We start from the raw sequence: 16,029 nt of genomic DNA on the forward strand, positions 1-16,029 counted from the left end.
GCGGGCACAACCGGTCAGAAACCCAGCCTGCGCAGCTGCTTCGGGTCCCGCTGCCAATCCTTGGCCACCTTGATGTGCAGGTCGAGATAGACCTTCGTGCCCAGCAGCCGTTCGATGTGCTTGCGCGCGGTCGCGCCGACCTCGCGCAGCCGTTCGCCCTTGTGCCCGAGGATGATCCCCTTCTGGCTGGGGCGTTCCACGTACAGCAGGGCGTGGATGTCGATGAGGTCGTCGCGGTCCTCGCGCGGGAGCATTTCCTCGACGGTCACCGCGATGGAGTGCGGCAGTTCGTCGCGGACGCCTTCGAGCGCGGCTTCGCGGATCAGTTCGGCGACGAGGGTCTGCTCGGGCTCGTCGGTGAGTTCGCCGCCCGGGTACAGCTGCGGTCCCTCGGGCAGCCGCTGCACCAGCAGGTCGGCGACCGTCTGCACCTGGAAACCGTCGACGGCGGACACCGGCACGAGGTCGGCGAACTCCATCACCTCTTGCAGCGCGACCAGTTGCTCGGCGACCTGCTCCGGTTTCACCAGGTCGGTCTTGGTGACGATGCCGATCACCGGGGTGCGCCGCGCGATCTTCTTCAGCTCGGCGGCGATGAACCGGTCGCCGGGGCCGACTTTCTCGTTGGCGGGCACGCAGAACCCGACGACGTCCACTTCGGACCAGGTCTCGTGCACGATGTCGTTGAGCCGCTGGCCGAGCAGCGTGCGCGGACGGTGCAGGCCGGGAGTGTCGATGATCACCAGCTGCGCGTCGTCGCGGTGGACGATGCCGCGGATGGCGTGCCGGGTGGTCTGCGGCTTGCTGGAGGTGATCGCGACTTTCGTGCCGACGAGCGCGTTCGTGAGCGTCGATTTGCCCGCGTTGGGGCGGCCGACGAAGCAGGCGAAACCGGAACGGTGCGGTTCGGTCACGAGTGAAGCACCTCGACCACGGCGCCGGACGGGTCGGCGAAGATGATCGGGGCGGCCTTGCTCACGTCGCGGACCGCGTGCACGGACGCCTCGGCGACCAGCGCGTCCGCGGTGACGACGACGGCGGCTTCGAGGCCTTCGGCTCCGCTGGACAGCGCGGCGGCGACGGCGGCCTGCACGGCGGTGAGCTTGAACGAGGGCTGGTCGACCGTGGTCGCGGCGTAGGTGCGGCCGTCGGTGTCGCGGACCGCGGCGCCTTCGTCCGCGCCGGTGCGGGCGCGGGCCGAACGGGCCAGCGTGACCAGCTTCTGGTCCTCGGCGTCGAGGTCAGGCATGTTCGACTCTCCTGTCGTGCTCTTGCGGCTGGGGCGGGCGGGTGCGCGGGCGCGCCGACGACGGCCGGACGACCACGGAGGTGATGCGCATCCGGCCGCGGCGGTCCTTGCCCCCTTCGGCGAACAGCCGAAGACCGGCGACCTCGGCTTCGGCCCCCGGCAGCGGGACCCTACCCAGTCGCTCGGCGAGCAGCCCGCCCACGGTCTCCACGTCGTGGTCTTCGAGGTCGATGCCGAACAGTTCGCCGAGGTCGTCGACGCCGAGCCGGGACGACACGCGGACCGAACCGTCCTCGAGTTCCTCGATCTCGGGGCGTTCGTCGGCGTCGGATTCGTCGGTGATCTCGCCGACGATCTCTTCGAGGATGTCCTCGATGGTGAGCAGGCCGGCCGTGCCGCCGTACTCGTCGACCGCGATCGCCATGTGGTTGTGCGTGCGCTGCATTTCCTTCAGCAGTTCGTCGAGCCGCTTCGAGTCGGGCACGAAGCTCGCCGGGTTCATCACGGCGTCGACCACGGTGCTCGGCCCGTCCGGGCCCATGTACTCGGGCATGAGGTCTTTGATGTTGACCACGCCGACGATGTCGTCCACCGAATCGTCGATCACCGGGACCCGGGTGAAGCCGGTGCGCAGCGCGAGCGCGAGGGCCTGGCGGACGGTTTTGGTGCGCTCGATCCACACGATTTCGGTGCGCGGCACCATGACCTCGCGGGCGACGGTATCGCCGAGTTCGAACACCGAGTGGATCATCTCGCGTTCGGAGTCCTCCACGACGCCGCGTTCCTGGGCGAGGTCGACGAGTTCGCGCAGTTCGACTTCGGAGGTGAACGGGCCTTCGCGGAAGCCGCGGCCGGGGGTGATCGCGTTGCCGAGCACGATCAGCAGCCGCGACAGCGGGCCGAGGACCGTGCCGAGGGCGCGGACCGGTCCGGCGACGATCGTGCCGACGCGGTACGGGTGCTGGCGGCCGATGGTGCGCGGGCCGACGCCGATGAGGACGTAGCTGACCACGACCATGACGACCGCGGACACCAGGATGGCGAGCCACAGCCGGTCGAACCAGGCGACGAAGGACACGGTGACGAGCACCGTGGCGGTGAGTTCGCAGGCCAGCCGCAGCAGGAGCAGCAGGTTGATGTGCCTGCGGCGTTCGGCGACCACCGCGGCGAGCTGGCGGGCTCCGACGCGGCCGTTGCGGACGAGGCCGTCGACGCGGGCTTGCGACACCGTGCCGACCGCGGCGTCCGCGGCCGCGAACACGCCCGCGAGCAGCACCAGCGTCACCGCGACGACGACCTGTGCCGGGGGGTTTCCCATCGTCGGAGCCTAGGGCGTTTCCCCGGGCCGCGGCGCGTCGAGCCCGGCGATGCCGAGCACGCGGTCGTCGACGTCGCGTTGCGCGTCGCGGGCCTGGTGCGCGGCGACCGCGGCCTGGAATTCGCCGAGGATCCGCTTCTGCAGCCCGAACATCTCGCGTTCCTCGGCGGGTTCGGCGTGGTCGTAGCCGAGGAGGTGCAGGCAGCCGTGGACGGTGAGCAGGTGCAGTTCGTCGATCAGCCGGTGACCCGCGGTTTTCGCCTGGTCTTTCGCGAAGGCCGGGCAGAGCACGATGTCGCCGAGCAGCGCCGGTGACGAGTCGGGCGCGTCGGGGCGGCGCGAGGAGTCGAGCTCGTCCATCGGGAAGGCCATGACGTCGGTGGGCCCGGGCAGGTCCATCCAGCGTTCGTGGAGGTCTTCCATCACCTCGAGGGTGACGCACAGGATGGACAGCTCGGCGAGCGGGCTGACCTCCATTTTCTCCAGCGTGTAGCGCGCGGCGGAGACGATGGACGCCTCGTCGACGTCGACGCCGGATTCGTTGGCGATCTCGATGCTCATCGGCGGGTGCCTTTCCAGCCGCCGGTCTGCTGCTCTTGCGCGTCCTGCACGGCCTGCCACTTCTCGTACGCGTCGACGATGTCGCCGACCAGTTTGTGCCGGACGACGTCCTGGCTGGTGAGCTCGGCGAAGTGCAGGTCCTCGACGCCGCCGAGGATGTCGCGCACGACGCGGAGCCCGCTGCGCTGCCCGCCGGGGAGGTCGATCTGGGTGATGTCGCCGGTGACGACGATCTTCGCGCCGAACCCGAGGCGGGTGAGGAACATCTTCATCTGCTCGGGCGTGGTGTTCTGCGCCTCGTCGAGGATGATGAAGGCGTCGTTCAGAGTTCTGCCCCTCATATATGCGAGAGGTGCGATTTCGATGGTGCCCGCCTGCATGAGCCGCGGAATCGACTCCGGTTCGACCATGTCGTGCAGCGCGTCGTAGAGCGGCCGCAGATACGGGTCGATCTTCTCGTTCAGCGTTCCCGGCAGGTACCCGAGCCGCTCCCCCGCCTCGACCGCGGGCCGGGTCAGCACGATCCGCGTGACCTGCTTGGCCTGCAACGCCTGCACGGCCTTCGCCATCGCGAGATACGTCTTGCCCGTACCGGCGGGCCCGATCCCGAACACGATCGTGTGCTTGTCGATCGCGTCGACGTACCGCTTCTGGTTCAGCGTCTTGGGCCGGATGGTCTTGCCACGCCGCGACACGATGTTGAGGCTCAGCACCTCCGCGGGCGACGCGTCCCCGCTGGACAGCATCCCCACAGTCCGCCGCACCGTGTCCGGCCCCACCTGCTGGCCGCCACCGGCGAGCTGCACCAGCTCGGTGAAGACACGCTCCGCGAACGCCACGTCAGCCGCGGACCCAGTCAACGTGACCTCGTTGCCGCGCACGTGCACGTCGGCGGCGAGCAGCTCCTCGGCCACCCGCAAATTCTCGTCCCGGGACCCCAGCAGGCTCAGCTGAGCCGCCTCCGGGATCGGGAATCGAACCTGTGCCTCGGCCGATACCCGATTGTCAGGTCGGGCGGCTCCACCCGTCTCAGTTCCGGCCACGTGGCCTCGGTCCTGCTTTCTGCGCACTTCGCAAGTCAACGTACAGGGACCCCATAGATGCTACTTGTCCCCGACACCCGCTCGCAGCCCGGTTTCAGTGCACCCCAGCCTGCGGCTTCCCGAACATCCCCAGCTGCTCCCCGCCCAACACGTGCGCGTGCACATGGAACACAGTCTGCCCGGCATCAGCATCAGTGTTGAACACCACCCGATACCCGCTCTCGGCGATCCCCTCGATCTCCGCGACCTTGCGCGCCGTCAACAGCACCGCACTCAGCAACTCCGGATCAGCCTCCGCCAGCTCGCCCACGTTCCGGTACCTCTTCCGAGGCACCACGAGCACATGCACCCGCGCCTGCGGATTGATGTCGCGAAACGCGAACGTGGCGTCGTCCTGGTACACCACATCCGCCGGAATCTCCCCAGCAATAATCCGCTCGAACAACGTCTCCGCCGCACCCGCATCGCTCATGCCCCCCACCCTACAAACAGGAACCAGCGCACGACACGCAACCAACCAGCGCACTAAAGGCGACCAACGCACGACACGCAACCACCGCACCGTGGGGGTCCGGGGGGCTCGGCCCCCCGGGAGCAATAGCGAAACCAGCGGCAGCGAAGAATCGCGCCAGCGATTCGAAGACGCCGCGGCGCGGTGGAGCCTGGGGGTCGCTCCACCGCCGCCGCGGCTCCGCCGGACCGAGGGGGGAGGTGCCCGGCGGGGCATGGGTTCGCGTACTCAAGAGTAATGCCCGCCTGGGGGCGGGCTGAAACCCTCGTGTTCGCACGTTGCGAAGCAGAGTAGCCGCCGGGGGTGCGGCGCGCCATCACCTGGTGCGGATGTTTAGGGGTTCTGCCGGGTTTTGCGGGTTCTGGTCAGTGCCAGCGGCCGGTGAGGACGCCTAGTGCGCCTAGTGCGACGGCGGCTGCCGTGGAGGTGCGGAGGACCGTCGGGCCGAGGCGGACGGTGGTGGCTCCGGCTTCTTCGAGGACGGCGAGTTCGTCGTCGGTGATGCCGCCCTCGGGGCCGACGACGAGGAGGAGGTCGCCGCCGTCGGGGAGGTCGAGTTCGGTGAGTTTGCTGGTGACACCGGATTCGAGGACGAGCGTCGCGGACATCGTGGCGGCCAGTTGCGCGAGTTCGCGCGTGCCGGCTGGTTCGGCGACGGCGGGCACGTGGGCGCGGCGGGCTTGTTTCGCGGCTGAGCGGGCGGTCGCGCGCCAGCGGGCGAGGGCTTTCTCGCCGCGGGGCCCGTCGTCCCAGCGGGCGACGCTGCGGGCGGCGCGCCAGGGCACGATCGCGTCCGCGCCGGCTTCGGTGGCCAGTTCGACTGCCAATTCTCCGCGGTCGCCCTTGGCGAGGGCTTGGGCCACGTGGACGCGCAGCGCGGGCGGTTCTTCTTGCCAGCGTTCGAGAACGGTGAGCGTGACCGTGGCCGCCCGGCCCGCTTCGACGGCGTCCACGGCGCAGCGGGCCATCGCGCCGGCTCCGTCGGAGAGCACGAGCTGCTCCCCCACGCGCAGCCGGCGCACGGTGGCCGCGTGCCGGGCTTCCTCGCCGTCGAGCAGCGCCCGTCCTTCGGCGGGCACCTCCGGGGCGAGGAAGACCGGCAGTGTGGTGTCCGGCACAGTCAGCGGTTCTTCGCGCGGAGCTTCGAGAACAGGCCGCCGTGCTTGCTGCCGTTGGCGGCGAGCGTCGGGACCTCTTCGCCGCGCTGCTGTGCGAGGTCGACGAGCAGGTCGCGCTGGGCCTCGTCGAGCTTGGTCGGCACCACGACGTCGATGTGCACGTGCAGGTCGCCGCGGCCGTCGACGCGGCCGGACGAGCGCAGCCGCGGCATGCCCTTGCCGGTGAGCACCAGTTCGGTGTTGGGCTGGGTGCCGGGTTCGATGTCGAGTTCGTAGTCGCCGTCGACCAGCGTGGCGATCGGGACCGTCGCGCCGAGCGCCGCGGTGGTCATCGGGATGCGGAAGTTGCAGTGCAGGTCGTTGCCCTCGCGGACGAACACCTCGTGCGGGGCCTCGTCGATCTCGACGTAGAGGTCGCCCGCCGGGCCGCCGCCGGGGCCGACCTCGCCCTGGCCGGACAGCCGGATCCGCATGCCGTCGCCGACGCCGGGCGGGATCTTCGCGGTGACGCCGCGCCGCGAACGGATCCGGCCGTCGCCGCCGCACTGGCGGCACGGGTCGGGGATGACCTCGCCGAAGCCGCGGCACACCGGGCACGGGCGCGCGGTGACGACCTGGCCGAGGAACGACCGCTGCACGGACTGGACCTCGCCGGCCCCGCCGCAGGTGTCGCAGGTCTTGGTGCTGGTGCCCTCGGCGGTGCCCGCGCCGCGGCACAGGTCGCAGACGATCGCGGTGTCGACGGTGATCTCGCGGTCGACGCCGGTCGCGCACTCCTCGAGGGTGAGGCCGAGCCGGATCAGCGCGTCGGACCCGGGCTGCACGCGGCTGCGCGGCCCGCGGCCCCGTCCGCCGCCTCCGCCCGCGGCGCCGAAGAAGGCGTCCATGATGTCGCCGAGCCCGCCGAAGCCCGCGAACGGGTCGCCGCCCCCGCCGCCGCGGCCGCCCCCGTCCATCGGGTCGCCGCCGAGGTCGACGATCTTGCGCTTCTGCGGATCGGAGAGCACCTCGTACGCGGTGGTCACCTCGCCGAAGCGGTGCTGGGCGTCCTCCGACGGGTTCACGTCGGGGTGCAGCTCGCGGGCCAGCTTGCGGTACGCGCGCTTGATCTCCTGATCGCTCGCGTTCTTGGCCACCCCGAGGATCCCGTAGTAGTCCCTCGCCACGTTGCTCTGCCTTCTCCTTCGTGTTCCGCCCTCGCCGCCGGTCAGCGGCCGGACAGGATCTGCCCCACGTAGTTGGCGACCGCGCGGACCGCCGCGATCGTGCCGGGGTAGTCCATCCTGGTCGGCCCGACGACGCCCATTCCCCCGAGCAGCATGTCGTCCCGGCCGTAGCCGATGGACACGACCGAGGTGCTGCGCATCTGCTCGTCCTCATTTTCCTCACCGATGAGCACGGTGACCGCACCGGGGTTGCGGGCGGCGGCGAGCAGCTTCAGCACCACCACCTGTTCCTCGAGCGCTTCGAGCACCTGGCGCAGCGAACCGGGGAAGTCCGCGACGTTGCGGGTGAGGTTGCCGGTGCCGCCGAGCACGATCCGCTCCTCCGGGTGCTCGACCAGCGATTCGACCAGTGTGGTGCAGATCCGGGTGAGGTGGTCGCGCAGGTCCGGCGGAGCGCCCTCGGGCAACTCCGCCACGTTCGCCGCCGCGTCGGCCAGCCGCCGTCCGGCGAGCGCGCCGTTGAGCACGGTGCGCAGCCGCAGCACGGTCTCCTCGGTGACCACGTCGCCGAGGTCGACGGTGCGCTGGTCGACCCGGCCGGAGTCGGTGATCAGCACGAGCATGAGCCGCGCGGGCGTGAGCGGGACCACCTCGAGGTGCCGCGCCACGGTATTGGTGAGCATCGGGTACTGCACCACCGCGACCTGGCGGGTGAGCTGCGCGAGCAGCCGGACCGACCGGCGCAGCACGTCGTCGAGGTCGGTGCCGGAATCGAGGAAGCTGGTGATCGCGCGCCGCTCGGCGGCCGACAGCGGCTTGATCTCCGAAAGCCGGTCGACGAACAGCCGGTACCCCTTGTCGGTCGGGATCCGGCCCGCGCTGGTGTGCGGCTGGGCGATGTACCCCTCTTCTTCCAGGGCGGCCATGTCGTTGCGCACGGTGGCACTGGAAACGCCGAGGTTGTGCCGCTCGACGATCGTCTTCGACCCGACCGGCTCCTGGTTCGAGACATAGTCGGCGACGATCGCGCGCAGCACCTCGAAGCGACGCTCGTCCGTGTTCGCCACCGGCACCTCCTTCGCGGTCCTCCTGCTACTCACAACGAGTTTACGGACCCGGTGGTGCCCGGCGCGCCCTCCGGTCCGGGCGGCCGGGGGTAAAAGGCAGGCAAACAATTTTTAATAGCGACGAACCGGGCAACTCGGAACTTGGCTTGCACGGGGAACCGGAACCCGGTTTTCTGCCTCGGAAAGACTATGAACCACTCGATCCGAAAGCAGTGGCCGACATGAACGCACTTTCCCCCGAAATCGCCGAAATCCGGCAGCGGGCCGCGGAAGCACAGGAACAGCTGAAGCACGTGTCGGCGACCGCGACGAGCCAGGACGGCGCGGTCACCGCGACCGTCAACACCGCCGGTGCGCTGCAGGAACTCCGGTTCGGCCCCCGCGCGGACGAGATGCCGCGCGCCGCCCTCGCCGCCGCCGTGCTGGCCACCGCCCGGCGCGCGCAGGCCCAGGCGGCGCAACAGCTGACCGCGATCATGGCTCCGGTGATCGGCGAGCACAGCGACGCGATGAAATTCCTCGAAGAACAGATCCCGGAACCGGAAGTTCCCGAGGAAACGGCCCCGCCTTCGACGCCGCAACCGCAATTTTTCGACGCGCAGGACGATTCCGCCCCGCCGCCCGCCCGGCCCGCGCGTCCGGCCCGCCCGGCGCCGGACCCGACCGATGACGACGACTACTACGGCGGCGGCTCGTTCCTGGGGAGGAACTGATGACCGGACCCCACGTCGACCTTCCGTCGCTGCGCGCGCACAAGGGAGAGGTCGAGAACATCGCGGCCGGGGTGCACACCGCGGCGCAGGCGACTGACTCCGTGCAGACGTTCGGGGACGACGCGTTCGGCATCGTCGGCCAGGTGTTCGCGATGCCGCTGCAGATCTGGATGTCAGTGGCGACGTCGTTCGTCAAGGACCTGGGCGGCGAAGGCGACGAGATCGCGAACCTGCTGCAACAGGCGCACGACCACTACGACACGCACGAGCAACAGACTGTCGGCCACATCAACGGCCTCGGCAAGGAGCTGCCGGAATGACCGAGACGCAGGAAAACCCGCTGGTCGCGAAGTCGGAGTCACCGAGCGGCCTCACTGCGAACATGGGGTCGTCCTCGAACGAGCTGGACAACCTCAACGCCCAGACCTCCGGCGCGGGCATCGTCAACGATCTCTCCGCGACCCAGACCGACTTCCGGCACGGCGACTGGGGCAACCTCGTCGTCGACGGGATCACCGACGGGCTCGACCTACTCGGCGTGGCGATGGACCCGCTCGGCAGCCTGGCCAGCGCTGGCGTCGGCTGGCTGATCGAGCACATCAGCTTCCTCAAGGAGGGCCTCGACCAGCTCGCCGGCAATCCGGAAGCGGTCACCGCCAAGGCCGTGACCTGGTCGAACATCGCGAAACAGCTCGCCGAGAGCGCGGACCAGTACGAACAGGCCGCGGGCAAGGTGGCGCCGAACTTCCAGGGCCAGGGCGGCCAGGCCTACCAGGGCCGGGCGAAGGAGTACGTGGACAAGCTCCGCAACGCGGCCGGACAGGCCAACGGCGCGTCCACCGCGATGAACGTCGCCGGCGCACTGGTCGGCACCGAACGCGGGCTGATCCGCGACATGATCTCGTCGTTCGTCGGCGAGTTGATCATCAAGGGGCTCGCCGCCCTGGCGTCGTCGTGGTGCACCTTCGGCGGCACGGTGGCCGCGTTCATCGCGGACACCGTCGTCGAGGGCGGGATCCTGGCGGAGAAGATCGGCACCCGGATCGCGAAGGTCGTGGAGAAGCTGGACAAGCTCGCGGAAAGCGCGGGCAAGTCGAAGGCGGCGATCGAGCAGGCGGCGAACGCGCTGCGCAAGGCCGGCAAGGCGGCGGGCAAGATCACCGACAAGAGCGTCGACGTCGGCGTGAACCTGGAGAAGAAGGCCGGGGAGCTGAAGGACGCGGGCAAGGCCGAGTCCGCCGCGGCCAAGGCCGAGGGCTGGAAGGACGCGGCCAAGGAAAAGGTGCAGTCGCCGCTGAACGAGAAGTGGAAGGACCGGGTCAACGAGTGGGGAGAGACCTACTCGGAGGACGGCCGCAGCGTGCTGAGCCCGAAGGGCTGGAGGGAGGCCGAGGGCGGCGTGCCGAAGTGGAGCCCCGCCGACACGGTCGGCGTCGGAGCCGAGACCCGGCGGCAGGAGAACGAACAATACGACCGATACTCCGAAGCGTCCGAAGCCGCCAAGAAGGAACGCGAGGCCGGGGAGGCCGAGGAGGCGAAGGGCGGCTCCGGCGAGTGACCCGGCAAGCTGTGCAAGCAGCCGCGGACCAGGCCAACCGCGAAGGCAGGCTGCATCCGTCCCAGCGGCGGATGGTGCTGGACGGCAACTTCTGGACGCTCGTCCTGGTGCTGCTCGTCCTCGTCGCGCTGGCGGTCCTGACCCCGATCTGGTTCGGCATCAGTCCCGCCATGATCCGGACCACCAACGATCTCAACGCCTACTTCGGCAAGCCGCTGGTGTCCTACTGGTCGAAGAACGCGCCGCTGTTCATCATGTCGCTGGTCTTCCTGGTCGGCGCGGTGTATCCGGGGCGCGCGATCGGGCGGCGGCTGGCGGACTGGCGCGGGGGCAAGGCGGACGTGGTGACGGGCTTGACGCACGATTTCGGGCACGTGCAGCACCGGCCGTCCGGCGTCCTGCCCCCGATGTATTTGTACGAGATCACCGAGCGGATCCCCTTCACCTACCTCGTCGTGAACGGCAAGAGCTACCGGCTCGATCCCGATCTGCGGAGCCGGGTGCTCGGCGGCCGCGCCAACGGAGCGGTATTCACCCCGCGCAGCAAGATCCTGGTCAACGTGGTCGCGGCATGACGACGAAGGCCGACCCCGGCGGGGTGGCCGCCGCCAACCTCGCCGGACGACTGCACCCGAGCCAGCGCGGGGTGGTCCTGGGCTGGTTCTTCTGGGCGGTCTGGGTGTTCGTCGCGATCGAGGTGGCGATCGCGGTGGTCGCGCTCGCCAAGTCCGGCTTCACCGCTTCCGCGTTGGTGGCGACGGCGGTCGCCGCGGTCGTGGCCGTGCTGGCGGTCCGGTTCGGGAGGCGGCAGTTCGCCGAGTACCGCGCGCCGCTGACAGTCGTGCCCGGGCCGGTGCACGATTTCGGCTCCGGCCCGATCACCGACGACTACCCGGTCGGGTTCAAGCACACCCCGCGCGGCCCGGGGACCGTCGAGAAATGGCAGCTCCGCGTGGGCGGCCGCACCCTTCGGGTCGATCCGGCGCGCGGCAAGCGGCTGGCGGCCGAGCGGGTCGTCGCGGTGTGCCTGCTGGCGAACAGCGGCACGGTGGCGAGCATCGTCGGCGAGAACGGCGTGTGGTGAACCCGGGTCAGGAGTTCTTCGGGAACCCCAGGTTCACCCCCGCGTGCGAGGTGTCCGGCCAACGGGACGTGACCACCTTCGTCCGCGTGAAGAAGTGGAATCCCTCCGGTCCGTAAGCGTGCGTGTCGCCGAACAGAGAGTCCTTCCAGCCGCCGAAGGAGTAGTACCCGACGGGCACCGGGATGGGCACGTTGACGCCCACCATGCCGACCTCGACCTCGTTCTGGAACCGGCGCGCCGCGCGTCCGTCGCCGGTGAAGACGGCGGTTCCGTTGCCGTACGGGTTGGCGTTGACGAGTGCGAGCGCGTCGTCGAAGCTCGCCGTCCGCGCGACGGACAGCACCGGGCCGAAGATTTCGTCGGTGTACACCGTCATACTGGGCGTGACGCGGTCGAAAAGCGTGGGGCCGAGCCAGAATCCGTCGTTCGCGCCGTCCGCTTCCACGCCCCGGCCGTCCATCACGAGTTCCGCGCCTTCGGCGACGCCGGTGTCCACATAGGACGAAACGCGCTCGTGGTGTGCCCTGGTGACCAGCGGGCCCATCTCCGACGACGGTTTGCGTCCGTCTCCGACGCGCAGTTTTCGCATCCGGTCAACGATTTTGGCCACCAGCTCGTCCGCGATCGGCTCGACGGCGACCACCACCGACACCGCCATGCACCGCTCCCCCGCGGACCCGAAACCAGCCGATACTGCGGCGTCCGAGGCCAGGTCGAGGTCGGCGTCCGGCAGCACGATCATGTGGTTCTTCGCCCCGCCGAGCGCCTGGACGCGTTTGCCGTGGCTGGTGCCGGTTTCGTAGACGTAGCGCGCGATCGGAGTGGAGCCGACGAAGGAGATCGCCTTGACGTCCGGGTGCGCGAGAAGTCCGTCGACCGCGACTTTGTCGCCCTGCAGCACGTTGAACGCGCCGGACGGCAGGCCTGCTTCAGCGAGAAGCTCCGCGATGAACAGCGCCGCGGACGGGTCCTTCTCGCTCGGCTTGAGCACGACGGTGTTGCCGCACGCCAGCGCGTTCGGCACGAACCAGAGCGGCACCATCGCCGGGAAGTTGAACGGCGAGATCACGCCGACCACGCCGAGCGGCTGCATGATCGAGTAGACGTCGACGCCGGTGGAGGCGTTCTCGCTGAACCCGCCCTTGAGCATTTGCGCCGCGCCGCACGCGTATTCGACGTTCTCGATCGCGCGCGCGACCTCGCCCGCGGCGTCCGATTCGACCTTGCCGTGCTCGCTCGTCACGATCTTCGCCAGCTCGTGTTTGCGGGCTTGAAGCAGCTCGCGGAACGCGAACAGCACCCGCGTGCGCCCGGCGAGCGAGGTGCCCCGCCAGCCTGGCAGCGCGGCGGTCGCGGCGGCTACCGCTTGGTCCACCTCGGCCGGTCCGGCGAAGTCCACCTGCGCGCTGACCTGGCCGGTCGCCGGGTCGTACACGTCGCCAGTGCGTCCGGCGCCGACGACCGGCTTGCCGTCGATCCAATGGCTGATGCGGTCGGTCACGACGTCCGCTCCTTCCGGTCGGGTGCCCACGAGTCTCCGGGCGAGGCGCCCGGCTCCGCCATCGACAACGTGTACGGACTACCCCTCTCCGCCGTACAGTCTGTGCCCTGCCGGCCAGCAAGGGGGGACCGATGTACCCGACCGTCGCCGAGGCGCTCGCGTTGCCGGTGCTGCGCCAGGGGTGTCCGCGCGTGGTCGCGGGCAGCACCGGGCTCGAACGGCGGGTCCGCTGGGCGCACGCGGCCGAGGTCGCCGACATCGCGCACCTGCTGCGCGGCGGGGAACTCGTGCTCACCACGGGGGTCGCGCTCCCGGACGACGACGCGACGCTGAGCCGATACGTCGCTGACCTCGCCGAAGTGGGTGTCGCGGGCTTGGTCGTCGAGCTGGTGCGGCACTGGAACGACCGGCTTCCGCGCGCCCTTGTCACGGCGGCCGAGCAGCGCGGATTGCCGCTGGTGACGCTGTCTCGCGAGACCCGCTACGTCGCGGTGACCGAGGCAGTGAACGGCATGATCGTGGACGCGCAGCTCGCCGAGCTCCGAGCGGCGGAGCGGGTGCACGAAACGTTCACATCGCTGACCGTCGCCGGCGCCGAGCCCGCCGCGGTGCTGGCCGAGGTAGCGCGGCTGACCGAACAGCCGGTCGTGCTGGAAACGCTGGAACACGAAGTCCTCGCCTACGACACGGCGGGCACCGATCCGGGCGAATTGCTGATCGGCTGGCCCGCCCGGTCGCGAGTGGTGCAGGTCGGCGAGCGCACCGGCTACCACTCGGCGGCGGGCTGGCTGGTCACCGTGGTCGGCGCGCGCGGCCACGACTGGGGTCGGCTGGTGCTCGTGTGCGCCGAGCCGCCGCCGCATCGGTACCAGGTGGTCGCCGAACGAGCCGCGTCCGCACTCGCGGTGCACCGTCTCGTCGCGCGCGACTCCGACACCCTCGAACGGCAAGCGCACCGTGCGGTGTTGACCGAGCTGCTGAATTCCCCTGCGCCGACCGCTGAGATCCTCGCACGCTCTTCTGCACTCGCCGTGCCCCTGACCGGACGACAGCTGGTCGGCCTCGCGGTACGGCCGCGCATCACCGCGACTACGCGTCCGACACTGTCCACGCCGCCACTGTTGCGCGAACTCGCCGAAGCGACCGCGCTCGCGACGCGCCGAGCGAAGGTGTCTGCGCTGGTCTCGACAGACGAGACTGCCGTACGCGCGCTTCTTGCGCTCTCGCCGGAAGCCAACGCCGACGCCGTACTCCAGCGCCTAGCCACCGACATCCACGACGCGCGCGCTTCCGCGCCAGCCGCGCTCGGCGTAGGCACGACGGTCACCGGACCCGCTGAGGCACAACGCACTTTGGTCGAAGCCGCGCACGTCGCTGCCGCTGCGCTCGACGAGGACGACGGGCAACCGTTGCACCGTCTCAAGGATGTTCGGCTACGCGGCCTGCTGCATCTTCTCGCCGACGACGAGCGCGTACACGCCTTCGCCGCGCGAGAGCTGGGCCCGCTCCTCGAACGCGACGCTGCTTCCGGCAGTCGCCTAGTCCCAGCGCTGCGGCACTACTGCGCGCACGGCGGCAACAAATCCGCCGCGGCTGTCGCCGCCCACACCTCGCGGACGGCGTACTACCAGCAACTCGCCCGCATCGAACAGGTGCTGGGAGTGCGACTGGAAGACCCGGAGTCGATGTTGTCGCTGTACGTGGCATTGCTCGCGCACGACCTCAGCGCTGCCACCCGTCCGAGCGAGGAAAACCCACCCGGACGAGGAGCACAGTGATCGGGTTCGCGGCGCCGATATCCCTCGTATGGTGTTCTCTTCCTTCGCTCCGGTCGCAGCCGCCCTGATCGGTTTCGGCGGCCTGGCCGCACCGCACGTCCCGGAGTCGGTGCTGCAGCTGACCATGCACGAGACCTCCGGGCGCGTCACGAGCGCGTCCCTGACCTGCGACCCCACCGGCGGCACGCACCGCCACCGCGACACCGCCTGCGCGACCCTCACGGCGGTCGACGGCGATTTCGCGCGCATCGCCCCGCACCGGCAGAAGTGCACGATGATCTACTCGCCGGTGGACGTCACGGCCCTGGGCACCTGGCGCGGCACACGGGTGACGTACCGGGCGACGTACCCGAACAAGTGCGCGGCGGACAGCCAGTCGAACGGGGTGTTCGCGCTTTAGGCCCGGCGGCGGCAATCGGTTCCGGCGGTCCCGGAACCGATTGCCGCGGCGAACAATTCGGTGGGACGACGCCGCGGGTCTCCGTAGGCTGCGTCGTCGTGATGACCCCCACGACCCTGCGCGAACTGTACTTCGCGGTGCACAGCTACACCGGCCCGGCGCTGTTCTCCGACGTGCTTTCGCCGTGGCTCGACGAGTTCGCCGTCGCCGCGCGCGAGATGCTCGCCCCGCTGGCGGTCTGCGGAGAATGGCAGCGGACGGAGTACGTGTGGGGCGATCTGCTCGAGCAAGCGTATGCGCTCAGCCGGATCAGCGATCTCCTGCTGCTGGGCTTCCAGTCCGGTCTCCCGGACGGAGCCGAAACGCCGTGGGCGCACCGATTGCACCTGCCCGAGCACGACGTGCGCGTCACCGCGGGCGAGTACGTCGGCTTTTTCTCGGCGCTGGGCATGCGACGGGTGGACGTCGCGCGGTTCGATCCGTTCTTTCACGAGATCGCGGCCGTCGACCAGAGCGATGATCCGGACACGCCGATCGAGATCACCGGCGAACAGTGGCCGTGCCTCATGCTCGGCGAGATGCTGTTCGGCCGGGCCGGCGTAGCCGTGCGGGCCGGGGAACGCCGTGCGACGGCCGGGATCGCGGACCGGTCGGCGCTGGAGGATTCGTTCCTCCGCCGCCACCGGCCGACCAGCGACGGATCGCTCGGCTGGGGGCACAATTCGCAATGGAAGACCGACTTCCGCCGCGACTACCTGACCGCGGACGCCTACCGGTTCAACGTCGACGCGAACGCGGACATCGACCAGCGAAGCCCGTTCGGTGACGAGGACCTGACCCCGGCGGAGCGCCGCGACCTGGTGCGCCATCGCTGCGCGATGCGCCGCTCCGAGCATCTCCCGGACGAGAATCCCGACGAAAACCCCCTCGCCGACTGGCGGCTGACCGTGCCCCGGAGCTGA

18 protein-coding genes are annotated in these 16,029 nt (G+C 69.9%); 8 read left to right on the forward strand and 10 right to left on the reverse strand.

The features are described 5' to 3' along the window. Positions 1 to 14: 14 nt before the first annotated feature. The 9 genes from era to hrcA form a co-directional block, all read right to left on the reverse strand. Positions 15 to 914, reverse strand: a complete 900-nt coding sequence (era, locus tag L3Q65_RS21730) for a GTPase Era (protein ID WP_037813591.1) — start codon at positions 912 to 914, stop codon at positions 15 to 17. Continuing rightward, the gene (locus L3Q65_RS21735; protein WP_237600668.1) at positions 911 to 1,249 is read right to left on the reverse strand and encodes a cytidine deaminase; all 339 of its coding nucleotides are present in this window, start codon (positions 1,247 to 1,249) and stop codon (positions 911 to 913) included. Before L3Q65_RS21735 ends, era begins: the two co-directional genes overlap by 4 nt. Then, entirely contained in the window at positions 1,242 to 2,567 is a 1,326-nt protein-coding gene (locus L3Q65_RS21740; protein ID WP_182894225.1) for a hemolysin family protein, read from the reverse strand. Before L3Q65_RS21740 ends, L3Q65_RS21735 begins: the two co-directional genes overlap by 8 nt. Positions 2,568 to 2,576: 9 nt before the next feature. Continuing rightward, the gene (gene ybeY / locus L3Q65_RS21745; protein ID WP_043837412.1) at positions 2,577 to 3,128 is read right to left on the reverse strand and encodes an rRNA maturation RNase YbeY; all 552 of its coding nucleotides are present in this window, start codon (positions 3,126 to 3,128) and stop codon (positions 2,577 to 2,579) included. Then, on the reverse strand, positions 3,125 to 4,171 hold the full coding sequence (locus L3Q65_RS21750; protein WP_182894224.1) for a PhoH family protein: 1,047 nt from the start codon (positions 4,169 to 4,171) through the stop codon (positions 3,125 to 3,127). Before L3Q65_RS21750 ends, ybeY begins: the two co-directional genes overlap by 4 nt. A gap of 94 nt (positions 4,172 to 4,265) precedes the next feature. Further along, positions 4,266 to 4,643 (reverse strand): histidine triad nucleotide-binding protein, encoded by a 378-nt coding sequence (locus L3Q65_RS21755; RefSeq protein WP_182894223.1) that lies wholly within the window; start codon positions 4,641 to 4,643, stop codon positions 4,266 to 4,268. A gap of 404 nt (positions 4,644 to 5,047) precedes the next feature. Then, positions 5,048 to 5,800, reverse strand: a complete 753-nt coding sequence (locus L3Q65_RS21760; protein ID WP_182894222.1) for a 16S rRNA (uracil(1498)-N(3))-methyltransferase — start codon at positions 5,798 to 5,800, stop codon at positions 5,048 to 5,050. A gap of 2 nt (positions 5,801 to 5,802) precedes the next feature. Continuing rightward, positions 5,803 to 6,966, reverse strand: coding sequence for a molecular chaperone DnaJ (gene dnaJ / locus L3Q65_RS21765; protein WP_037813614.1), 1,164 nt, complete (start codon positions 6,964 to 6,966; stop codon positions 5,803 to 5,805). Positions 6,967 to 7,007: 41 nt separating this feature from the next. After that, positions 7,008 to 8,033 carry a heat-inducible transcriptional repressor HrcA gene (gene hrcA, locus L3Q65_RS21770; RefSeq protein WP_134663007.1) on the reverse strand — a complete coding sequence of 342 codons (1,026 nt, stop codon included), beginning with the start codon at positions 8,031 to 8,033 and terminating at the stop codon, positions 7,008 to 7,010. A gap of 221 nt (positions 8,034 to 8,254) precedes the next feature. Here hrcA and L3Q65_RS21775 point away from each other — a divergent pair, with 221 nt between their 5' ends. Genes L3Q65_RS21775 through L3Q65_RS21795 form a run of 5 tightly spaced genes read left to right on the forward strand, consistent with a single transcriptional unit; the run spans position 8,255 to position 11,388 of the window. Then, the gene (locus tag L3Q65_RS21775; RefSeq protein WP_182894221.1) at positions 8,255 to 8,746 is read left to right on the forward strand and encodes a YbaB/EbfC family nucleoid-associated protein; all 492 of its coding nucleotides are present in this window, start codon (positions 8,255 to 8,257) and stop codon (positions 8,744 to 8,746) included. Next, entirely contained in the window at positions 8,746 to 9,066 is a 321-nt protein-coding gene (locus L3Q65_RS21780) for a type VII secretion target (protein WP_182894220.1), read from the forward strand. Before L3Q65_RS21775 ends, L3Q65_RS21780 begins: the two co-directional genes overlap by 1 nt. Further along, positions 9,063 to 10,304 (forward strand): hypothetical protein, encoded by a 1,242-nt coding sequence (locus tag L3Q65_RS21785; RefSeq protein WP_237600669.1) that lies wholly within the window; start codon positions 9,063 to 9,065, stop codon positions 10,302 to 10,304. Before L3Q65_RS21780 ends, L3Q65_RS21785 begins: the two co-directional genes overlap by 4 nt. After that, a complete protein-coding gene (locus L3Q65_RS21790; RefSeq protein WP_182894218.1) occupies positions 10,301 to 10,879 on the forward strand; it encodes a hypothetical protein in 579 nt (192 codons plus the stop codon). Before L3Q65_RS21785 ends, L3Q65_RS21790 begins: the two co-directional genes overlap by 4 nt. Next, positions 10,876 to 11,388, forward strand: coding sequence for a hypothetical protein (locus tag L3Q65_RS21795; RefSeq protein ID WP_182894217.1), 513 nt, complete (start codon positions 10,876 to 10,878; stop codon positions 11,386 to 11,388). Before L3Q65_RS21790 ends, L3Q65_RS21795 begins: the two co-directional genes overlap by 4 nt. A 7-nt stretch (positions 11,389 to 11,395) precedes the next feature. Here the strand turns inward: L3Q65_RS21795 and L3Q65_RS21800 are convergent, their stop codons facing one another. Continuing rightward, positions 11,396 to 12,889 (reverse strand): CoA-acylating methylmalonate-semialdehyde dehydrogenase, encoded by a 1,494-nt coding sequence (locus L3Q65_RS21800; protein WP_237600670.1) that lies wholly within the window; start codon positions 12,887 to 12,889, stop codon positions 11,396 to 11,398. A 131-nt stretch (positions 12,890 to 13,020) separates the two neighbouring features. Between L3Q65_RS21800 and L3Q65_RS21805 the strand changes: the two genes are divergently transcribed. The 3 genes from L3Q65_RS21805 to L3Q65_RS21815 all read left to right on the forward strand — a co-directional run bounded on the left by L3Q65_RS21805 (position 13,021) and on the right by L3Q65_RS21815 (position 16,029). Continuing rightward, positions 13,021 to 14,667 carry a PucR family transcriptional regulator gene (locus tag L3Q65_RS21805; protein ID WP_182894215.1) on the forward strand — a complete coding sequence of 549 codons (1,647 nt, stop codon included), beginning with the start codon at positions 13,021 to 13,023 and terminating at the stop codon, positions 14,665 to 14,667. 28 nt (positions 14,668 to 14,695) lie between these two features. After that, positions 14,696 to 15,067, forward strand: coding sequence for an SSI family serine proteinase inhibitor (locus L3Q65_RS21810; protein WP_182894214.1), 372 nt, complete (start codon positions 14,696 to 14,698; stop codon positions 15,065 to 15,067). A gap of 101 nt (positions 15,068 to 15,168) precedes the next feature. Next, positions 15,169 to 16,029: a hypothetical protein gene (locus L3Q65_RS21815; RefSeq protein WP_220508004.1), complete on the forward strand. Its 861-nt coding sequence runs from the start codon at positions 15,169 to 15,171 to the stop codon at positions 16,027 to 16,029.

It is taken from the genome of Amycolatopsis sp. FU40, from assembly GCF_021903635.1.
GTDB classification, from domain to species: domain Bacteria; phylum Actinomycetota; class Actinomycetes; order Mycobacteriales; family Pseudonocardiaceae; genus Amycolatopsis; species Amycolatopsis dendrobii.

Excerpts from the sequence above, each read along its gene's own strand:
- L3Q65_RS21805 (WP_182894215.1), top strand. The coding sequence starts at position 13,021 with ATGTACCCGACCGTCGCCGAGGCGCTCGCGTTGCCGGTGCTGCGCCAG.
- L3Q65_RS21755 (WP_182894223.1), bottom strand. The coding sequence starts at position 4,643 with ATGAGCGATGCGGGTGCGGCGGAGACGTTGTTCGAGCGGATTATTGCT.
- L3Q65_RS21785 (WP_237600669.1), top strand. The coding sequence starts at position 9,063 with ATGACCGAGACGCAGGAAAACCCGCTGGTCGCGAAGTCGGAGTCACCG.
- ybeY (WP_043837412.1), bottom strand. The coding sequence starts at position 3,128 with ATGAGCATCGAGATCGCCAACGAATCCGGCGTCGACGTCGACGAGGCG.
- L3Q65_RS21735 (WP_237600668.1), bottom strand. The coding sequence starts at position 1,249 with ATGCCTGACCTCGACGCCGAGGACCAGAAGCTGGTCACGCTGGCCCGT.
- L3Q65_RS21780 (WP_182894220.1), top strand. The coding sequence starts at position 8,746 with ATGACCGGACCCCACGTCGACCTTCCGTCGCTGCGCGCGCACAAGGGA.
- L3Q65_RS21810 (WP_182894214.1), top strand. The coding sequence starts at position 14,696 with ATGGTGTTCTCTTCCTTCGCTCCGGTCGCAGCCGCCCTGATCGGTTTC.
- L3Q65_RS21815 (WP_220508004.1), top strand. The coding sequence starts at position 15,169 with ATGACCCCCACGACCCTGCGCGAACTGTACTTCGCGGTGCACAGCTAC.
- L3Q65_RS21795 (WP_182894217.1), top strand. The coding sequence starts at position 10,876 with ATGACGACGAAGGCCGACCCCGGCGGGGTGGCCGCCGCCAACCTCGCC.
- L3Q65_RS21740 (WP_182894225.1), bottom strand. The coding sequence starts at position 2,567 with ATGGGAAACCCCCCGGCACAGGTCGTCGTCGCGGTGACGCTGGTGCTG.
- L3Q65_RS21775 (WP_182894221.1), top strand. The coding sequence starts at position 8,255 with ATGAACGCACTTTCCCCCGAAATCGCCGAAATCCGGCAGCGGGCCGCG.